16 protein-coding genes are annotated in these 18358 nt (G+C 37.7%); 4 read left to right on the top strand and 12 right to left on the bottom strand.

Annotated features, from left to right (window positions below; all coding sequences use genetic code 11):
• Positions 1-76 precede the first annotated feature (76 nt).
• From hutH to hutG, 4 genes are read left to right on the top strand one after another with little or no spacing between them, the layout of a single operon-like run.
• Positions 77-1654 (top strand): histidine ammonia-lyase, encoded by a 1578-nt coding sequence (gene hutH, locus CRO15_RS15155; RefSeq protein ID WP_097046705.1) that lies wholly within the window; start codon positions 77-79, stop codon positions 1652-1654.
• 3 nt (positions 1655-1657) lie between these two features.
• Positions 1658-2893, top strand: coding sequence for an imidazolonepropionase (gene hutI, locus CRO15_RS15150; protein WP_097046704.1), 1236 nt, complete (start codon positions 1658-1660; stop codon positions 2891-2893).
• A gap of 1 nt (position 2894) precedes the next feature.
• Positions 2895-4916: a urocanate hydratase gene (locus CRO15_RS15145; protein WP_097046906.1), complete on the top strand. Its 2022-nt coding sequence runs from the start codon at positions 2895-2897 to the stop codon at positions 4914-4916.
• Positions 4913-5899, top strand: coding sequence for a formimidoylglutamase (gene hutG, locus CRO15_RS15140; RefSeq protein ID WP_313788881.1), 987 nt, complete (start codon positions 4913-4915; stop codon positions 5897-5899). Before CRO15_RS15145 ends, hutG begins: the two co-directional genes overlap by 4 nt.
• Positions 5900-6168: 269 nt before the next feature.
• On the opposite strand, the gene CRO15_RS15135 is transcribed toward hutG, so the two are convergent.
• The 12 genes from CRO15_RS15135 to CRO15_RS15075 all read right to left on the bottom strand — a co-directional run bounded on the left by CRO15_RS15135 (position 6169) and on the right by CRO15_RS15075 (position 18283).
• On the bottom strand, positions 6169-8406 hold the full coding sequence (locus CRO15_RS15135; protein ID WP_097046702.1) for a hypothetical protein: 2238 nt from the start codon (positions 8404-8406) through the stop codon (positions 6169-6171).
• 236 nt (positions 8407-8642) lie between these two features.
• Positions 8643-10505, bottom strand: a complete 1863-nt coding sequence (locus tag CRO15_RS15130) for a transcriptional regulator (RefSeq protein WP_097046701.1) — start codon at positions 10503-10505, stop codon at positions 8643-8645.
• A 249-nt stretch (positions 10506-10754) separates the two neighbouring features.
• Entirely contained in the window at positions 10755-11057 is a 303-nt protein-coding gene (locus CRO15_RS15125; protein WP_097046700.1) for an antibiotic biosynthesis monooxygenase family protein, read from the bottom strand.
• 27 nt (positions 11058-11084) lie between these two features.
• Positions 11085-11294 (bottom strand): hypothetical protein, encoded by a 210-nt coding sequence (locus tag CRO15_RS15120; RefSeq protein WP_133067256.1) that lies wholly within the window; start codon positions 11292-11294, stop codon positions 11085-11087.
• A gap of 118 nt (positions 11295-11412) precedes the next feature.
• Positions 11413-11763: a hypothetical protein gene (locus CRO15_RS15115; protein WP_097046698.1), complete on the bottom strand. Its 351-nt coding sequence runs from the start codon at positions 11761-11763 to the stop codon at positions 11413-11415.
• 333 nt (positions 11764-12096) lie between these two features.
• Positions 12097-12846 carry a hypothetical protein gene (locus tag CRO15_RS15105; RefSeq protein ID WP_097046696.1) on the bottom strand — a complete coding sequence of 250 codons (750 nt, stop codon included), beginning with the start codon at positions 12844-12846 and terminating at the stop codon, positions 12097-12099.
• Between the two features lie 43 nt (positions 12847-12889).
• Positions 12890-13531: a hypothetical protein gene (locus tag CRO15_RS15100; RefSeq protein ID WP_097046695.1), complete on the bottom strand. Its 642-nt coding sequence runs from the start codon at positions 13529-13531 to the stop codon at positions 12890-12892.
• A 140-nt stretch (positions 13532-13671) separates the two neighbouring features.
• Positions 13672-14169, bottom strand: coding sequence for a hypothetical protein (locus CRO15_RS15095; protein WP_097046694.1), 498 nt, complete (start codon positions 14167-14169; stop codon positions 13672-13674).
• A 169-nt stretch (positions 14170-14338) separates the two neighbouring features.
• On the bottom strand, positions 14339-15679 hold the full coding sequence (locus tag CRO15_RS15090) for an MFS transporter (RefSeq protein WP_097046693.1): 1341 nt from the start codon (positions 15677-15679) through the stop codon (positions 14339-14341).
• A 258-nt stretch (positions 15680-15937) separates the two neighbouring features.
• Positions 15938-16474 (bottom strand): hypothetical protein, encoded by a 537-nt coding sequence (locus CRO15_RS15085; RefSeq protein WP_097046692.1) that lies wholly within the window; start codon positions 16472-16474, stop codon positions 15938-15940.
• A complete protein-coding gene (locus tag CRO15_RS15080; protein ID WP_097046691.1) occupies positions 16467-17210 on the bottom strand; it encodes a Fic family protein in 744 nt (247 codons plus the stop codon). Before CRO15_RS15080 ends, CRO15_RS15085 begins: the two co-directional genes overlap by 8 nt.
• Before the next feature lie 74 nt (positions 17211-17284).
• Complete coding sequence (locus CRO15_RS15075; protein ID WP_097046690.1) at positions 17285-18283, bottom strand: hypothetical protein; 999 nt, start codon at positions 18281-18283, stop codon at positions 17285-17287.
• Between the last annotated feature and the right edge of the window lie 75 nt (positions 18284-18358).

The raw sequence follows: 18358 nt of genomic DNA, 5'->3' as shown, positions 1-18358 counted from the left end.
CTTATTAAATATTACAAAAATAAGTATTGGTAATTATTAAAAAGACAAAGTACTTTTATATTTCAAAATAAAGACCATGCAGCTACCCAAAACATTTCAGTTTGGTGAAGATCATTTAACGGCAGGTATAGCCATTGGTATTTCTAAAGGCACTGTAAAAGGCGTTTTATCTGATCTATGTCTGGAGAAAATCAAGGCAAGCCAAAATCGGGTTCAGCACATTGTGGACAAAGGTGAAACCGTTTACGGAATCAATACCGGGTTTGGCCCATTGTGCAATACCAAAATCTCCAAAGAGGATACAAAAATTCTGCAATCCAACATTTTGCAGAGCCATAGTGTTGGGGTAGGCAAGCCCATTTTGGAAAAACTAGCCAAGTTGATGCTCATTTTAAAGATTCATGCCCTGGCCAAAGGGTATTCGGGCATAGCGGAAACCACAATTCAACGGATGCTATGGCATATCGATCATGATGCTATCCCAGTCGTTCCTTCCCAAGGTTCGGTAGGGGCTTCAGGTGACTTGGCTCCTCTTTCCCATTTATTTTTACCACTTATTGGTTTGGGAAAGGTCAATTTTAAAGGAGAAATCATTTCCACAGAGCAATTGTTCAAAAAAACTGGACTTAAGTCTTTAGAACTTGGACCCAAAGAAGGCTTGGCATTGATCAATGGCACTCAATTTATAGCGGCACACGGAGTTTTGGTTCTTCAAAAACTACAGCATTGTTTACGACAAGCAGATATTGTTGGTGCCATGATGTTGGAAGGACTCCAAGGCTCCATAAAACCATTTTTTGAAGAATTGCATGCACTTCGCCCTTTTAAAGGAAACCAGCACGTAGCAGGAAGAATCCGAACTTTGGTTCAGGGTTCAGAAATTTTAGAAGACCATATTGATTGCGAACGAGTGCAGGACCCATATTCGCTTCGCTGCATTCCACAAGTGCATGGTGCCTCTAGAAACGCATGGCTACATCTAAAAGAATTATTGGAAGTAGAACTGAATTCAGTAACGGACAATCCAGTCATCATCAATGATGACCTCACCATTAGCGGTGGCAACTTCCACGGACAACCTTTGGCCATGGCCTTGGATTATGCCGCTCTGGCCGCATCCGAATTGGGAAATATCTCCGACCGAAGAATCTATTTAGCCCTTGAGGGCAATAGTCCCGGAGTCCCTAAATTGTTGATGGAAGATACCGGAATCAATTCGGGTTATATGATTTTACAATATACCTCAGCAGCATTGGCCAGTGAGAACAAAAGCCTCTGTTTCCCTGCAAGTGCAGACAGTATTCCCACCTCATTGGGACAGGAGGACCATGTAAGTATGGGATCTATAAGTGGCCGAAAAGCACTTCAAATTATTGAAAATGTTGAAAAAATATTGGCCATTGAACTGCTCACGGCTTCCCAAGCATTTGAATATAGAAAACCTTTAAAATCTGGTGTGGTATTGGATGAAATCCATAAATTCATTCGAACCAAAGTGCCTTTTGCAGAAAGCGACCGGGTTTTTGCTGATGATATTGAAAAAGGAATTGATATGATCCAACAAGGAGAAATCATTGGTTTGGTTGAAAAAACCATGAAGGACAAAAACCTTCAATGGAATGCGCCGCATCTAACAGAATTTGAAACATATTAATCCATGAGCAAACCCATATTAATAGGTCCATTTACCCAAGTATTGCCCATGGCTGGCTTGCCTTTAAAAGGTGCTTTGTCCGATGAGCAATTGACCGTCATCGAAAATGGTGGAATCTTGGTTTCCGAAGGAAAAATCCAGAAAGTTGGGCTTTTTGAAGATTTAAAATCTGAAACTGACAGTATTCAATTGATTGAAGGAGAACAGGTTTGCCTACCTGGGTTTGTGGATGCTCATACCCATATCTGTTTTGGCGGTACCCGGGCAAAGGATTATGCCATGCGAAATGCCAGGATTTCTTATTTGGAAATTGCAAAAGCTGGTGGCGGAATCTGGGATACTGTGACCCAAACTCGAAAAGCTACACAGGAAGAGCTGGTTGAGGGAATTTTACAACGAAGTCAAAAACATTTACAGAATGGAATCACCACTATCGAGGTAAAAAGTGGCTATGGATTATCTGTGGAACAGGAACTAAAAATGCTAAGGGCCATTAAACAGGCCAATGAAAAAACCGAGGCAGATTTAATCGCTACTTGTTTGGCTGCCCATATCAAACCTAAAGATTGGAATGGTGACAAAACCTATTTGGAAGAAATGACCTCCACTCTTTTTCCCATAATCAAATCGGAAAATTTGGCAAATCGGGTGGATGCCTTTGTTGAGGAAAGTGCTTTTTCTCCGGAAGAAATTGCCCCGTACTTTCAGAAAGCAAAGGAAATGAGCTTTGACATTACCGTTCATGCCGATCAATTTACTACTGGAGGCAGCGAAGTTGCGGTACAGTTTGGTGCCGTTAGCGCTGACCATCTGGAAGCCAGCACCGAAAAAGAAATCCAACTTTTGGCAAAGAGCAATGTCATTTCCATGGCTTTGCCCGGGGCTTCTATCGGATTGGGATGTGCCTACACCCCTGCCCGGAAAATTTTGGATGCCGGAGGCGCATTGGCCATTGCGAGTGACCACAATCCTGGCTCAGCTCCCATGGGCGATTTGCTCGCACAAGCAAGTATTTTGGGAACTTTTGAAAAGTTGTCGAATGCCGAGGTTTTGGCAGGAATCACCTTCAGAGCAAGTACTGCTTTAAAATTAACGGACAGGGGAGCTTTGCAAGCCGGAATCCAAGCAGATTTTGTGACTTTCCCTACCAATAACTATCAAGAAATCACCTATCACCAAGGACAGCTAAAGCCAAATAAGGTTTGGAAAAATGGAAAGCAAGTCTTTAAAAAAGATTGATATGACTACAACATTGACAGCATTTCAAGAAAATATAGTACAAGGAATTCCTTCGGAACTGCCCTCTAAAAAAGCATATCCAGAAGGTGGAAATCCAGCCCCAAAACGTAAGGATATTCTATCCAAAGAAGAAAAAAAGTTAGCCGTTCAAAATGCGCTGCGTTACTTTCCAAAAGCTTGGCACCAGGAGCTGGCCACAGAATTTGCTGAGGAGCTTAAAACCTATGGCAGAATTTATATGCATCGATTTAAGCCAAAATATAGGATGTATGCTCGTCCAATTTCTGAGTATCCGGCAAAAACCAAACAAGCTGCTGCCATCATGTTAATGATTCAGAACAATTTGGATCCAGCCGTGGCACAACATCCGGAGGAACTCATTACTTACGGAGGCAACGGGGCCGTATTTCAAAATTGGGCGCAATACCTGTTGACCATGAAATATTTGGCCGAGATGACTGAGGAACAGACTTTGCACATATACTCGGGACATCCGATGGGCTTATTCCCTTCTTCGAAGGAAGCGCCAAGAGTGGTTGTGACCAACGGTATGATGATTCCCAACTACTCCCAACCAGATGATTGGGAAAAATTCAATGCGCTCGGTGTTACACAATATGGTCAGATGACTGCTGGCTCTTATATGTATATTGGTCCGCAGGGCATTGTACACGGAACGGCCATTACGGTAATGAATGCTTTTAGAAAAGTATTGGACAAAGGTGATTCCCCTAAGGGGAAAGTTTTCTTGACGGCAGGTTTAGGTGGAATGAGCGGTGCCCAACCCAAAGCGGGAAATATTGCCGAATGTATTACCGTTTGTGCCGAAGTGAATTCTGAAGCAGCCAAAAAAAGACATGAACAGGGATGGGTGGATGAGTTGTTGGCGGACATATCTGAGCTTGTTCAAAGAACAAAAACCGCCATTGTAAAGAATGAGGTGGTTTCATTGGCTTATATTGGAAATGTAGTGGAAGTCTGGGAGCGATTTTATGAGGAAGGTGTTTTTGTGCATTTAGGCTCTGACCAAACCTCATTGCACAATCCATGGGCTGGCGGTTATTATCCTATTGGATTATCGTTTGAGGAATCCAATACCATGATGGCCGAAAATCCATCAGAATTCAAAAGCAAAGTTCAGGAATCGTTACGAAGACAGATTACTGCTATCAATAAGCATACAGAAAAAGGCACTTATTTCTTCGATTACGGAAATGCTTTCTTGCTCGAAGTTTCGCGAGCTGGGGGCGAGGTCATGGCAGTAAACGGCATCGATTTCAAATACCCATCCTACGTGCAGGATATTCTCGGCCCCATGTGTTTTGATTATGGTTTTGGTCCATTCAGGTGGGTCTGTACTTCAGGAAATCCAAAGGATTTGCAAAAAACCGATGCCATAGCTTTGGAAGTCATGAAGCAAATAAAAGTGGATGCTCCTGAAGAAATTCAACAGCAAATGCAAGACAACATTAAATGGATTGAGGAAGCGGAACAGAACAAATTGGTGGTCGGCTCGCAAGCTCGTATTTTATATGCCGATGCTGAAGGCCGAGCTAAGATTGCAGACGCCTTTAATACTGCCATTGCTACAGGCAAAATATCTGCTCCGGTAGTATTGGGCAGAGATCATCACGATGTTAGCGGTACCGATTCTCCCTTTAGGGAGACCAGCAATATTTATGATGGGAGTAAATTCACGGCAGATATGGCCATCCACAATGTAATTGGGGATAGTTTCCGCGGAGCAACCTGGGTTTCTATCCACAACGGAGGCGGTGTTGGCTGGGGCGAAGTGATGAATGGTGGGTTTGGAATGGTGCTCGATGGTACGGAGGAAGCTTCAAATCGATTAAAAAATATGTTGTTTTATGATGTGAACAACGGTATTTCCCGAAGAAGTTGGGCACGGAATAAAGAAGCCCTGTTTGCTATCAAAAGAGAAATGGAGCGAACCCCAAATCTTAAAGTAACTTTACCGAATCTAGTGGAAATTGATATTTTGGACCATCTTTTTGATTCATGATGAAACATTACAGCAAACCCAAAAAGGATATTTGGCAGGGGAGGGTCACTAACAAAAGCCTTTATCTTCATGAAAAAGTGAAATACACTCCCTTGGAAGAAATTCCAGAACCCCCAAAAAAATCGATTGCCTTGTTAGGGTATGCTTGTGACGAAGGTATAAAACGAAACCAAGGAAGAATTGGAGCTGTAAAAGGCCCGGAAACCATTAAAACCAGTTTTGGAAAGTTGCCCAATCATTTACCCAGTACGGTTCAACTATACGATGCGGGGTCCATAACCTGCAAGAATGAAGACATGGAAGCAGCTCAAAATGCACTTTCAAAAGCAGTGACCACACTTCTAGATAACAAACAGTTCCCCATTGTTTTGGGTGGAGGGCATGATGTTGCGTATGGACATTATCATGGCATTAAAAATTATCTGGATTCAAAAAAAGAAGGACAAACGATTGGAATAATCAATTTTGATGCGCATTTCGACCTTCGAAAGAATACTGACAACAACAATTCAGGCACACCTTTTTATCAAATAGCAATGGAATCCCAAAAAGAGGATAGTAATTTTAATTACCTCTGCTTGGGCATCCGAAAAGATGCCAATGACAGATCACTCTTTCAAACTGCAAAAGATTTGGATGTCAATTTTATCTTATCAGATACTTTTCAAATCGAGTTTTTGGACGAAATCAACACTTGGATCCATGCTTTCATTAAAACTGTAGATAAAGTGTATGTGACCATAGATATGGATGGGTTTTCTTCTGCCTATGCGCCAGGGGTCAGTGCGCCCTCTCCCATGGGATTCACACCACAGATTGTTTTGGAATGCCTTAAGGCCATTATCGGTTCAGGAAAGTTAATCAGTTTGGATCTAGCTGAAATGAACCCTAAATACGACATTGATGGACAAACGGCTAAACTGGCTGCTTCATTGATTCATTATGTTGCCCATAATCTCTTTCCAACAAATGGAACAGTGTAATAGAATACATCTTTGAAAAACAAAAAATCCTAACTAGTTTTATATAAACCAATTAGGATTTTAATTTGCGGTCTGGACGGGACTCGAACTTTTCTTGAAAATGCCTTGTATTAAAGGGTTGCCAGAGGGTGCATTTTTGGACTCACCGCACGACTCACCTTTTAACAAAGTTTAACATTTCCATAATTGTCTTTATTGGATTTTGGTGAGCAATCAGACAACAAAGCGAACTTAGTTTAGGATGACTCCGCATATTCAAAAACTTTAGCCTATAAATCTGGAACCAATATTTTGACAATGGATTTCGGGTCAAAAAGATTAAAACTTGCCACATTTGTTCGTTCCCCACCTTGTTCAATAAAGAAGATAAATTCATTACTATTATGAATTTTAATGAATCCAACCCCTGCAAAATCTGAATACGATTTTACTTGATTGGCAATATCTTGTTTCAATTGATCAAGACGATCAAGTATTTCTTGAGTTGGCACAGCATCAAAAATAGCCTGGGCACTGATCATAATATCACTGGTCTCCGCAATGAACTTCACATTATCGGCAGCCAAAGTCAACTGGTTGACTTGTTCATTGGTCAATACCTGAAAATCTAAGGTAACATTGCGGTTGCTGGTAAACGGGACCGCACATGCAGTAATAGGCAAGCCCCAAGTTATGGTAGCTGTTACCGTTTTGTTCACACGGTCTAAACTTGCCAATTTCCTTAACGATGCTTCCAATTCTACCCTGGTTTGGTCATTGTCGGTTTGGTTATTTACGGCGTTTCTCATGCGAATCAAGGCATCTCTGTAGGGCTTAACAATCCCGTTGACAATACTTGGAATATTATCACTGCAATATACAGCGCCTCTACTGGACACTTCTTCTTCGGCCCTTCTACGTCCTTCTGCTATTCCTTCAGCTACTTTATCATCTATCGTTTGTAAAGCTGTAGAGATTACTCCTGGTAAAACTTGTCGTAACCCTCGGAGACTCAACTCAAATTCATAGTCAGAGACAGCTTTTTCCAAGTTGGCAAGTGCATCTTGGGCAACGGTTAAAGTCGAATCAATTCTTTGGGATATTTCCACATCCAAGCCAGAAACAAAATCCGTCGGTGCGCTGACCACTACTTCGCTCTCGTCCTTTTTTATGGCCGCTTGTACGGACCATTCTTTGTCGTTTTTAAAGTATGTACCCCCGATTTCAAAAGCAGGATTTGAAAAACGCATGGCCCCCTCAATGCCCTGTTGGTTGTTAGGTGTTTCAATACTAAAGGTTCCCTCAACACCGATATCAAAAACTCCATCTTGGTTTACATAACCATCTGCACTCAAACTGCCATCGGGTTTAATAGGGATAAAATTGGGATACCATGATAGATCCGGGTCTACTTCACCGTTTATAAATGCTCTAGCCTCAATACCATTATTGGTTGAAGCTTCGGCAACTACGGCAGCACTTCCTGAAGCTATCGGAAAACCAAAGGAGATGAACGAATTAATTTCAAGTGCTAGGTCCATCTTCCCGTTGAAACCAGAGCGATAACCAACGCCAATATCAGAGGACAAGGGATCTTGTAAATCAGCATCAATGCTAAAACCTTTGTTCTCGTACAAGAGTCCACTCATCTCAACTATTTTGAAGAGAGAGGCGGAACCACCGACCACGGTTTTGGCTCCAAAGCTTACCACATCATCAACCGGATTGGTGGGTTCGTAAACGATATTGCCCCCAAAAGAACCCCCAAAACTAACACCTAACAATCTACCATCATTACTACTATTACCATTATCTCCTCCATTATTATCACCACCGTTATTGTTGTTGTCTTCTCCATCCCCGCCAGCAATACCACCTCCAATAGAGAAAAAGAACATTGGATCTGTATAATCTATTATAAGGGCTATACCGGCACTTCCCGGGCTTATTGAAAGTGGTTTGGTAGCGTTGGGATCATCATTGACTCCAATTTTAAGCTCAATATTGGCTTGTATGTTGAAAACAAAATACGATCTATCGTCCTTGAGAACAATTTCATAATTGCGGTTTTCATTTAGATATTTCCCTGAGTAGAATCCAATATCGGCCTGGAGCGGTTGTGCGAATTCAAAAAAGTTTTCCAAGGGAGGTACTTCAACATTTCCGGTTAAACCTTTTAATGTACCATCATCATTGAACGAGACATCGATATCGGCATTTTCGAATACAACTTCGCCGATGGAATCCAATGGAATGGTCAATTTACCCTCTAACATATAACCATCATCCGTTTCGGTGACAGTTCCCTCTGGCATAAATGATTCTTGGTTAAGGCCTGTAGCCGGGTTTTCGCATTTATCGGGACATTCGTCAGGATTGGCACAAGGGTCATCACAAGGTTCTACCCCAATTGGGTCAGTGGGGTCTGGCATTACAACATCTTCAATATCTTCGCTACCACATGATAGGGTTAACACAAGTATGAGCAAAAGACCTAATTTCTGAAAAAGAGCGTTTTTGGTTTTCATAATCCTTTTGTTTTGTGGGTTAAACTTGATTGGATTTTGTGTGACTCGCTCGGTAACAGTCCGGATCCCTTAACCGAGCAAGACCACAAAACGGTTGTCATTGCTTAGATTGATTTTCAATGACATCCCAAACTTAAAGCGCTGGTTTTCAGTATAAAAAAATGCTGTGGGGACAAAAAGGGGACAAGCCCGTAAAGCCTTGTTTTATTGGGTTAATGGGAAGTAGCTTCTAGTGATTAGAGCGCCGCAATAGTGGTTTCCAAAGAATCTTGGCGTTCTAGATTCATTTTTTTGCGAAGGCGTTGGCGGGCTTTTTTAATGCCCTCACCGGAAATGTTCAAAATATTGGCGATTTCTTTGGAAGAAAGATTCATTCTAATGAGTGCCATGAGTCGCAGTTCACTTTTGGAGATGGTGGGATAGGTCTGTGCAGCGTTTTTGGAGAAATCTTTATGTACCGCCTCAAAGTATTGGGTAAAGCTTTGCCAATGTTTATCGTCTTGTTGGTCAAAAGTAATGGTACTGATAAGCTCTCGATAATCGCTTGACGTTTCTTTTTCTTGTATCTCCGTTACCCTTTGCTTTAAGTTTTCCAGCACTTCGTTCTTTTTTGCAAGATGAAGGGCGTGGGTGGTCAATTCTTTCTTTTTAAAAGCCAATTGGGCATCAACTTTTTCTTTTTCCAGCTTGTTTCTTTTAACCTTTTGACGAAATCCATAGAAGCCCAGGCCCAGTACAATTAGTGCAAGGCCCAATCCACCTCCTAAGAGTAATTTTTGCTGATAACTTATTTGAGCTTCTTTCTCCAAAACGGCGATGTCCTTTTCTTGTATGGCAATTTGCTGCTCTTTTTTTTCCGTTTCGTATATCGTCTTAAGTTCCCCTATTTGCTGTGATTTGGTGTTGTTATATATAGAATCACTTAACTGTTTATGGTATAAATGATCATCATAGGCCAATTTGTGGTTACTCAGCCTGGCGTAGAGCTCCGACCTCCCTTTATAAGCATTACTCAGATTTGCTTTCGAACCCCCTTTATTAATATGTTCAATGGACTTAGAATAATAAGAAATTGCCAAATTATTGTTGTTCAACCCGGCATGTACCGCCGCCAAGGCATTATACCCTTCCACCATTTTGTTTTTGGCTCCAATTTTTTCGGCAGTTTCAATTCCTTTAGAGATATAGTTTATGGCTTCACTTGGTCGATTCGATTTGGCATACGCATTTCCCAAATTGGTTAGAACAGTAGATTTGAGACTTTGATTTTTAATAATCTTGTTTACCTCAAGGGCTTTTCCCAAATACGCAATAGCCTGTTCATAAATTTCAAGCGAATAGTAATCGAGACCAATGTCATTTAATACATTGACTTCGAAGAATTTATCATTGAATTCTCGGTATACTTCTAGAGCTTCTAGGTTATACTCAATACTTTTCTCGTAATTGGCTTGAATGCTTTCTGTGCTTGCCAGCAAATTTAGAGCATCGGCCTTTTGGATAGGCCTGTTCAATTTTTCAAGAATCCGCAGTTCTTTGATAACCTGCTGTGTGGCAATTCTGTAATTCCCTTTAAATTTGTGTATCAACCCTTTATTATGGTAAAATGGAATTAATGCTGTGCTATCACTGCTATGCTTGTTTAAGGTAGCTATACCCTCGTCTAAAATCTTAAGCGCTTCATCATAGTTGCCCAAATTGTATTCTACACCTGCAAAATTTCTGATGGCTACCGCTTCCAATCCATGGTGTTCAATATCTCGAAAAATGATTCTGGCTTTGCTGTAATCTATTTTGGCCGAATCCAAGTGGGAGCGATATTCGTCTAATACCCCAAAATGCAAGTAGGCCATTCCCACCCCCTTTTTGTAATCGAGTTTTTGTGATAATTCCAGCTCTTCAATAACGTACTTCTCTGCTTCATTTAGGTTATTGTTCAAGTAACTGTCAAAAAGAAGTTTAATGGTGCCGATTTTGGATGTGTCTTCTGCTTGACTTTGGTATACTTTGAGTAAGCTATCAAGTGTTTTGGTATATTGGGCATTGGCAATGGATGCCATGAGAAGTGCGAATACTATATAGAGCGATGAGGATTTCATTGAGGTCGGTTTTCCTTTTAAAAATAAGCAATTTCAACCAACGCTCTGAAAAAGAATTGATTATGGAAACAAGCGGTCAAAATGTGATTTAACCTCAAAAAATATGGCCTCTTAGCCGCCCACCATGGGAATCCCAGCTTTGTTCATCTACAGAGCGTCTTAGGCTGAATTCGGAGCGTTTTGAATTAACGGTAACTTTTACATTTGTATCGGATCGTTTTAATGAACTTTAATTCTATCTAGGAAGTATTAGCTTTTATTTTCATATACTTTTTCAAAGTGTTCTACCACTGGAAATGGGTCATAATAATGATGTAATAACTTTTTCCATTCTAGGTATTCCCGTGATTCTCTAAAATCAATTGTATGGTTCTCCAATGTTTGCCATTCTACAAGTAAAACATACTTGTTTTTTTGTTCAACACATTTTTGCAAGCTGTGTTTCAGATACCCTTCAATTGAAGAAATATATCTACTTGCAATTTTGAAGTCGACCTCAAATCGTTCTTCTAACCCCTGCTTCACTTCTAACACTGCTATTTCTAGTATCATCGTTTTATTGAACTTCTGAAAGTGAAATTATTCCTTCTTTACCGAATCTTTCCAATTTTCAATTTTAGTTTTCAGATCTGTCACTATTCCAATTTTAGAATTTCCATCCAATGTTAAAGAGAAGGTAATGTCACTTAAATTTTTCTTTGACAAACCGCGGGTTAATCTTTTTACCTCATATGCGAAATCTTCTATATCGACTTTTCTGTCTTGTATATAAAGCTGATCTTCTTTCACATCAAGATTTATCACCTTAAGATGTGGAGAGCAACTTAATATTCCTAAGAGTAAAATTAACTGGACTAGGCACTTTTTCATTTACTATTTATGATAATCGTTTATTTGAACTCAATGGTTAATAAATCCTGGATTTAACCGCCCTATGATTTAAACCGGATTTTATAACAAGCCTTAAAAATGTATTCATAAGATATCCTAGTCTATTTCGGCTTTCTTCATCATCTAGGTAAACATCCACCACAGAACCTGCTCCACCAAGAAGTTCGGCAGAAATCACTTTACTTTTAAACCCTTCCTGATCTTCTTTGTCAACGGTTGATAGAATTTGCATCATCCAATTCGCCTGGGCCGAATAAGCTGAATCACGAAGAATTTCGTGAATCTCTGTCAACAAGGTTGTAAATTGTTCTTTGTTGTCTTCTGAGAAATCTATCTGATATGTCCTTTTTTTAAAGATTCCGAACATCGTTTATTTGAACTTCATTTATTATTTATCCACCATTCAATTATCTCCTTACTTAGAGTATTCGAATCTTCTTTGTTTAAGGAAAATCCGTAATTCTTTGTTAGCTCATGATGGATTGACTCGCTAAGTTTAAATTCATCTGCCCCTTTATAAAGTAAACTTAAGCACATATGATTTACAGAATCAAACTCATCGGGAGGAAAATCCGGAATCAAGTTCCAGGAATTAATTAAATCCCTCAGGCTTGAAAAGTGAATCTTATATCTCTTTTTAAGCTTTGTGCTCATCCTTGATTTGAACTTTAATTAAACTTTAGTTTTCAAATCCCAACGATTAATTCAAAAACAATAAAGGAATGTCAAACTGTACTTCCTTTACACCTTTATCAAATTCTAGTCCTTTGATCTGAATAAATGTCCTGTCATTTTTCTCTAGTTTTCCAATTGTGAACTTATAGTTTTTTGCAACTAAATTCTGAACATCCTTCAACATTTCACTATCTAATCCATTAGGAAACTCATAGACCCAGTTATGACCGGTCCATCTGCTTTTAAATGCGTTTTCATCATTGTCAACATTCGCAGAACCAGAATATGACAATTTAATTTCCCCTATATTGATCTCATTCTTAATAGAATTGATTTTAACCTGGTTCAGAATTTGAAGCCTGCCAAGGCTGTTGAATGATATCGTCGTATCTGTTTTAATGATTTCAACATTTTCCCTTCCTGATGAAGCAATCTCAATATTTTTAATGAGCTTTTGAAGCTCGTTATATTCACCTTCTGAAATCCCAAGATTTGGGTGATATTTAATTGGTTTCCCCGGCGTTGCATTTTCCATATATTCAACGAACCATTCATAATTGTTTTGAACTCCTTGCTGAAACTTCATGGTCAATTCTTGTTGCCTTGGGCTTTGAACAATTTTGTCCATAACATCAACAATTGATTCTCCATTAACTAAAAAATTGTCGATGTCAGATTGAACTTGCAATGTTATTTCTGTTTTTGAATTATCCGTTTGGGAATAACAATTGATAAACAGAAAACAAGTGGCAATAGATATTATAGATTTCTTCATCCTTTATTGAACTATAAATTAACTCAAATCTTTGTTAGGTAAGTTAACTAAAGAGATTTTTGATTCTGTCCCAAATACTGGGTTTTACAGGATTAAATTGAATTCTGTTTTCTTCGTCATTGGAGATTTCTTCTAAAAATTCTTCTGGGTCGGTTAGAAACTTGATTGAGTCGGATTTTTCCAAGTCCTTAAAAATCAATTCTGCTTTTGGTTCAAACAATAGTCCATCAGTATTCATTAAAAGCAAGCTGTTATTCGAACAGATTTCTAACATTCCTGTTAAAAATCTGGTAGCTTTTTCCATATTTCTTAAGTCCGTTCGGAACTGAAATTCACTTATTTCATTTGTTTTTTTGTCATAAGCGATATGGCAATCATTATCTTCTTCTTTTTCCGAGTCACCTTTCCATCCAATGAAATCCTTATCGTTAGTCCAGTCCCCTCTTTTTACTAATTCGTCTATTTGATTTGCAGTTTCCTGAATATTCAAGTCAATGTTTTTCCACCATTTTATTGTTTTGGCGTCTTCGAATCCAGGTTCGGGAAATCCTTTATTTAAATTGATATTCTCCCAATATTTTTTCCATCCCTTATGGTTAATGAATAGACGTTCAGGAACCTCATTGAACTTTTCAACTACAGCTTTTTTGGGAATAATGATTAATGGATATTGCCAGACGGCCATTTTGAGATTTTAATTATGGTTAGCGATTGTGTATAATCATTCATTGATCATATAAATCATGCATAGAACTAATTTAAGATAAATTTGAAGGTATTTTAAGTAGTTACTGGCAATCGTTTATTTGAACTTTCCCCGTATGATCATCCATTTATTAATTCAGTCGTAATCTTTTTTAATAGTTCCAAATAATCATTAAAATCACTTTCTTGTAACAAAGATGGTCTATACTGTTCAGGTGGGAAATGAGAAAGTGCATTTCTTAACTTTCCCCATTCAAGTAATTCATTATAATCATCTTGATTTATTTTATTTGAAACTTTTCTAGTGTAATCTAGTTTTGACTTTAATCCAAGCATATTTTTATTAGGAAAAAATTCCTGTTTTATAATTCCTTCAAATATTCCTTGTAAACGCCAAATTCCAAAATGCCAAATAAATAAATTGTCGATATAAGCATAGTAATTTAAATCCGAAATTGCTTCAGAGTCAATTTTTTGAGCTTCTAATTCTTTTCCTTTAATTTCAATTTGTTTATTCCTATCCTCAATTATTTCATTGATTAATCGCTTCGTATAATCATAGTCGGACATTGATAATCCATATGTGTGCCAATCTGTATTTTTAATTTCTTCTCTCACTAAATGTTTCGGTTTCTCAAATGTGCTCCAACGGTTTTGTATATGAAGCGTTGGCCTTGGCCTATCGTTAATTTGAACTTTATAAATATAAGTGTTCTAGCACGCCGTAAGGTATTAAAGACCCAATCGTATTTTTAAAATGTATTCCAACTTCCACCCTTGGTAAGTATCAGTTCGGATAAATATCCTTTTCAAATTGATTTCCTTCTCCGGGCCAAATTTCAATATATCTTAAAGGATACTTTTGCAAAACAGCTTTTTGGGAATCTCTAAGAAAGCTTTCTTCCAAAGCTCTAAAAGGCATCCCATATTTTTCAACTGATTCCCTATTTCTAAGATAGAAAACTGCATCGTTAATAGCAGAAATTACCTCAAAGTACGTGTCAAATGTCAAATCTTCATCGAAGTTGACAGCAATTCCATAGTCCGGATTGTTCTCTATTAAAGATCTAAGAACATTTACCAGTTCTTCTTTTGGTACACTTATGGAATTGACCTTATAATCACCCTTTAAAACATGCATCTCTATTTTGTTGGAATACGTTTCAATTTTTTGCAAGTTATTTTTATAATCAAATTGAAAATGGGACTGATTGAACTTTGATAAATGTGTGCGTTCGTGATTAATATAATATCGTGAATCATGAATACCGTCAGCAGGAATGACAATGAAACCTAGGTTCTGAATATCAGCTAACGCCAGATTTTTTGTCACTGTGTGAACAAAGCTCATAGGTACTTTCTTATCCACTTTTAGGAAAACTGGCATCCAAATCTGAAGTTCTTGCGGTAGTTTGTTTTTTAATGTTATTATTTCATTGGTCAGTTCCTCTAACTTACATTCTTTTTTGCCCAAGAACAATATTGGTTCGATGGGGCCGGTTAAATTTTCTTTAGGGTTTACTATATAAACAACAGGTCGGTTCATATCTCTGAAAGAGGCCTTTTTATGGGCGGTTGCCTTTGGAAGCCGCAGGTGATACCTTACATCCAAGCGCTGATCGATGACTTTCTCATTCAAAGCTCTATAGTTAACCAAATTAATTTTGGAAAGTCCAAAAGAGAGAACTGAAACAATCATCAATGAAATGAACATCCAACGATACGCCTTTCTTCTGTATGTTAGAAGGATTGCGTTCCATACTTGCAGAAACAAGACGATTACGACAAGGATAAATAAATGTCTAAAATTTGGATACAAGCTGATCATGTAAAATCCACCAAAACTTGCCATACCAAAAAGGAAGCCGTAAACCGTTGCCACTTTCGAGAACCAGGCCAAAAAGTACCAATTTAAAAACCTTTGGTCGTGAACAATAGACCTAAGTCTCCCTGTTTTGAGATTAAAGACTTTGGCAGGCCTGTCAAACCAATAGGCCAAACAAAAACTCAGTCCAAAAATGACTGCGATAAAAGCGAATATCAGGTTGTAAAAGTTTACCTCAGAATCGCTTAGAAACCATAAATCATCTTCGGAAATAGAATTCAATCGAAGGGTTTCGCGAGCCATGTATTGTAAACTATAGAGAGAAAAAGCAAAGCAAAGACCAATTATAATACCAAGGACATATCTGTGTTTTGGGATTGATGGTGGGAGTTGAGTGCTAAGAAATCCTTTTTGTATGCTCATTTAACCTATATGTCCAAAATGAAAGTAATATGTTACAAGTGAGGTATTGGAATCCTTTTTTTGAACTTTAATTGCTTTTTGGAATATCTAATTTAGTCTTTCTGGATTGTTATTTGATACATCGGACTAGCGACGGTTTTATTGCAATTCATCTATTTTAGCAGATACTTTTTTAATAATGGATTGAGAAATCAGATCTCTAAGCTCTCGTATTTCATTAGGTTCTATATAAGTCATATAGGCCTTACTAATCCTAAATTCCTTGTCAGCACTGTACACGTATACAATTTCATAATCTTGCTGTTTTAAATACACGTTCACTGTTTCAGACAAATCACTTATCGGATAAATGGATTGGCTTAAATTAAATGTAAAATCAATGGAAGAAGGTGGGGTGCATTGTTTTTGTTGGTTAGCAAATTCGGTGAAGTTTTCCTTTGTCAATTCATTAAAGGTTTCAATTTGGTCACCACTAGCAGTCACAAAAATATTCTGATGACTCTTAGTATTATCTTGTATGAAGTGAAATGACCCCAGTACGAATAGCTCAAATCCTCTGCAAAATTCAACCACACTTTCTTCCGAAATCTCCACTGGTTCTTGAGTCCCAACTGAACCAAGCCTCTCGTTCAATTCATTAAACTTATCAAATATATTTTCTTCGGTTTCACTCATAATTCCGAAGATTTTGTTCTGTAATTCTTTGATAAGAAATGATTACTCTTTTCGCAACGAACTCAATAAGGGGCTCAATATTACCCCCATCTGAACTCCTTAGCGCACTTATATAATATTGTCTATTGTTGAATTTGGATGTAGGGGGCAGATATCCATTACTTACAAGAACTAAACTTGTCAATATTCTTGCAAGCCTTCCATTTCCATCCATGAATGGATGTATTCTCACAAATTCATAATGCAGCATTGTGCCCAAAACAACAGGGTGTATTGTGGCTTCATTCAGTTCTTTATTAAACCAGTCTATTAGTTTAAGGAGTCTTTCTTCAATTTGTAAGCTATCTACAAATTTCGTCTCAATTACCGAAGTTTGGTCACTTACAATAACTTCTTGTTTTCTAAACTGACCACCATCTTGTAGAATGTTGGAATGGATTTCTTGAATTAATTCAATGGTCAGTTTTTTCTTCACAAAAAAACTATTTACAAGATTTTGTGCAGATTCATTATAGGAATAAAGTTTTGAATTGGATTTTAATTTGCTCTCTGAATGCGAGACTCCTTTGAGGATAAATGGCTTTGTCACACCAATATCGAATTTTTCAGAATCTGACATTTCATTGATTCCCCAATCAAGTCGCAGATTAGTCACAATTTTTAATAATTGTGGAGTGTTGAATTGGGAGTGATAAAACTCATTCCTAAATCTGGTGACTTCTTTTAAAATTTCCATTACTCTCAATTATTTTTTTTTGAACTTTGGACTACTCTCATGGTGCTTTAAATTAGTACCATCGATAGCTGAAGTTATTTAATTTTTCTTTGCAAATGATTAATTAAATGTTTGTCGTTTGCCATTGCAAAAAATATTCTTTGTTCTTCAATGGTAATTTCAGGATTTCTAAGATATCCAGTTCCATAAATCCCAATTTCAGCTTTAATTTGGTCATCTTCAATAGATTTTAATATTACCCTTATTTTCTCTGATAACAATAAATACTTGAGGGCCGTTTCGGCGATATCATTTGTTTTGATGTAACTTATTATATATCTATGAATTACTCTATTTCTCATATTATAAAGTAAATTCAATTCCTCAAATAGCTCTTCCGTTATTATACCCAACAACTTAGATTCACTATAGATTACTCTTTCGCTTATACCTCTTTGATTGTCTGCTTGAAAGAGGTATTTTACTTCTATGTCTTGAGTTCTCTGTTCCAGTTGTTTTTTGAGTACAATCGAAATTCTTAAAAATGCATCTATTTGATTTGACACAATTGAAATAACTTCTATGTATGATTTTGATTCTAATGCTCTCTCACTTATATCATATGAGCTTGCCAATGAACCAATAAAGTTATCATACTTGTCCAGTGAGACCGCATAACTTCTATCATCTATCGGAATTACTCGCAAGCTATCTATAGATCTTCTTACATTACTTATCAATTCATTTACTTTAGGATGTTTTTTGTGGCTAGAAGAGTAAATACATTTAGCCATGATTAATTGATCCTCTACCTGAGCATGCCATAAATAAACATAAAAATCTTGGTCGTCCATTCTTGATTCAAACCACTCAATTTTTGAATTGCTTTTTTGAATTGGAAAGTTTGGATTAACTCCTCTTTCAGATAGTGGATAGCAGCTCAATTGAAAGCAACCTACGGAATTTTCGTATGATTCAAAGCTATATGGAGACTTTTCCTCTACGTCATCAAATACCATATTTTTGTATTGCCAGTCCGCAGGAATATTAACAATAAAAATTCCTGTTGGCTCATTCCAATGCTTTAAAGTCATTGCATTTAATATTAATTTTCCTATTTGTTATATCAATACTTGATACAATAGCACCTCGTTATCTTGTTGTGATAA

The sequence above is a fragment of the Flagellimonas pacifica genome (assembly GCF_900215465.1).
Lineage (GTDB): Bacteria > Bacteroidota > Bacteroidia > Flavobacteriales > Flavobacteriaceae > Flagellimonas > Flagellimonas pacifica.
The sequence above is the reverse complement of the archived record's forward strand: the minus strand, read 5'-3'. Positions and strand labels throughout refer to the sequence as shown.

Excerpts from the sequence above, each read along its gene's own strand:
- hutH (WP_097046705.1), top strand. The coding sequence starts at position 77 with ATGCAGCTACCCAAAACATTTCAGTTTGGTGAAGATCATTTAACGGCA.
- hutI (WP_097046704.1), top strand. The coding sequence starts at position 1,658 with ATGAGCAAACCCATATTAATAGGTCCATTTACCCAAGTATTGCCCATG.
- CRO15_RS15145 (WP_097046906.1), top strand. The coding sequence starts at position 2,895 with ATGACTACAACATTGACAGCATTTCAAGAAAATATAGTACAAGGAATT.
- hutG (WP_313788881.1), top strand. The coding sequence starts at position 4,913 with ATGATGAAACATTACAGCAAACCCAAAAAGGATATTTGGCAGGGGAGG.
- CRO15_RS15135 (WP_097046702.1), bottom strand. The coding sequence starts at position 8,406 with ATGAAAACCAAAAACGCTCTTTTTCAGAAATTAGGTCTTTTGCTCATA.
- CRO15_RS15130 (WP_097046701.1), bottom strand. The coding sequence starts at position 10,505 with ATGAAATCCTCATCGCTCTATATAGTATTCGCACTTCTCATGGCATCC.
- CRO15_RS15125 (WP_097046700.1), bottom strand. The coding sequence starts at position 11,057 with ATGATACTAGAAATAGCAGTGTTAGAAGTGAAGCAGGGGTTAGAAGAA.
- CRO15_RS15115 (WP_097046698.1), bottom strand. The coding sequence starts at position 11,763 with ATGTTCGGAATCTTTAAAAAAAGGACATATCAGATAGATTTCTCAGAA.
- CRO15_RS15105 (WP_097046696.1), bottom strand. The coding sequence starts at position 12,846 with ATGAAGAAATCTATAATATCTATTGCCACTTGTTTTCTGTTTATCAAT.
- CRO15_RS15100 (WP_097046695.1), bottom strand. The coding sequence starts at position 13,531 with ATGGCCGTCTGGCAATATCCATTAATCATTATTCCCAAAAAAGCTGTA.
- CRO15_RS15090 (WP_097046693.1), bottom strand. The coding sequence starts at position 15,679 with ATGGCTCGCGAAACCCTTCGATTGAATTCTATTTCCGAAGATGATTTA.
- CRO15_RS15085 (WP_097046692.1), bottom strand. The coding sequence starts at position 16,474 with ATGAGTGAAACCGAAGAAAATATATTTGATAAGTTTAATGAATTGAAC.
- CRO15_RS15080 (WP_097046691.1), bottom strand. The coding sequence starts at position 17,210 with ATGGAAATTTTAAAAGAAGTCACCAGATTTAGGAATGAGTTTTATCAC.
- CRO15_RS15075 (WP_097046690.1), bottom strand. The coding sequence starts at position 18,283 with ATGACTTTAAAGCATTGGAATGAGCCAACAGGAATTTTTATTGTTAAT.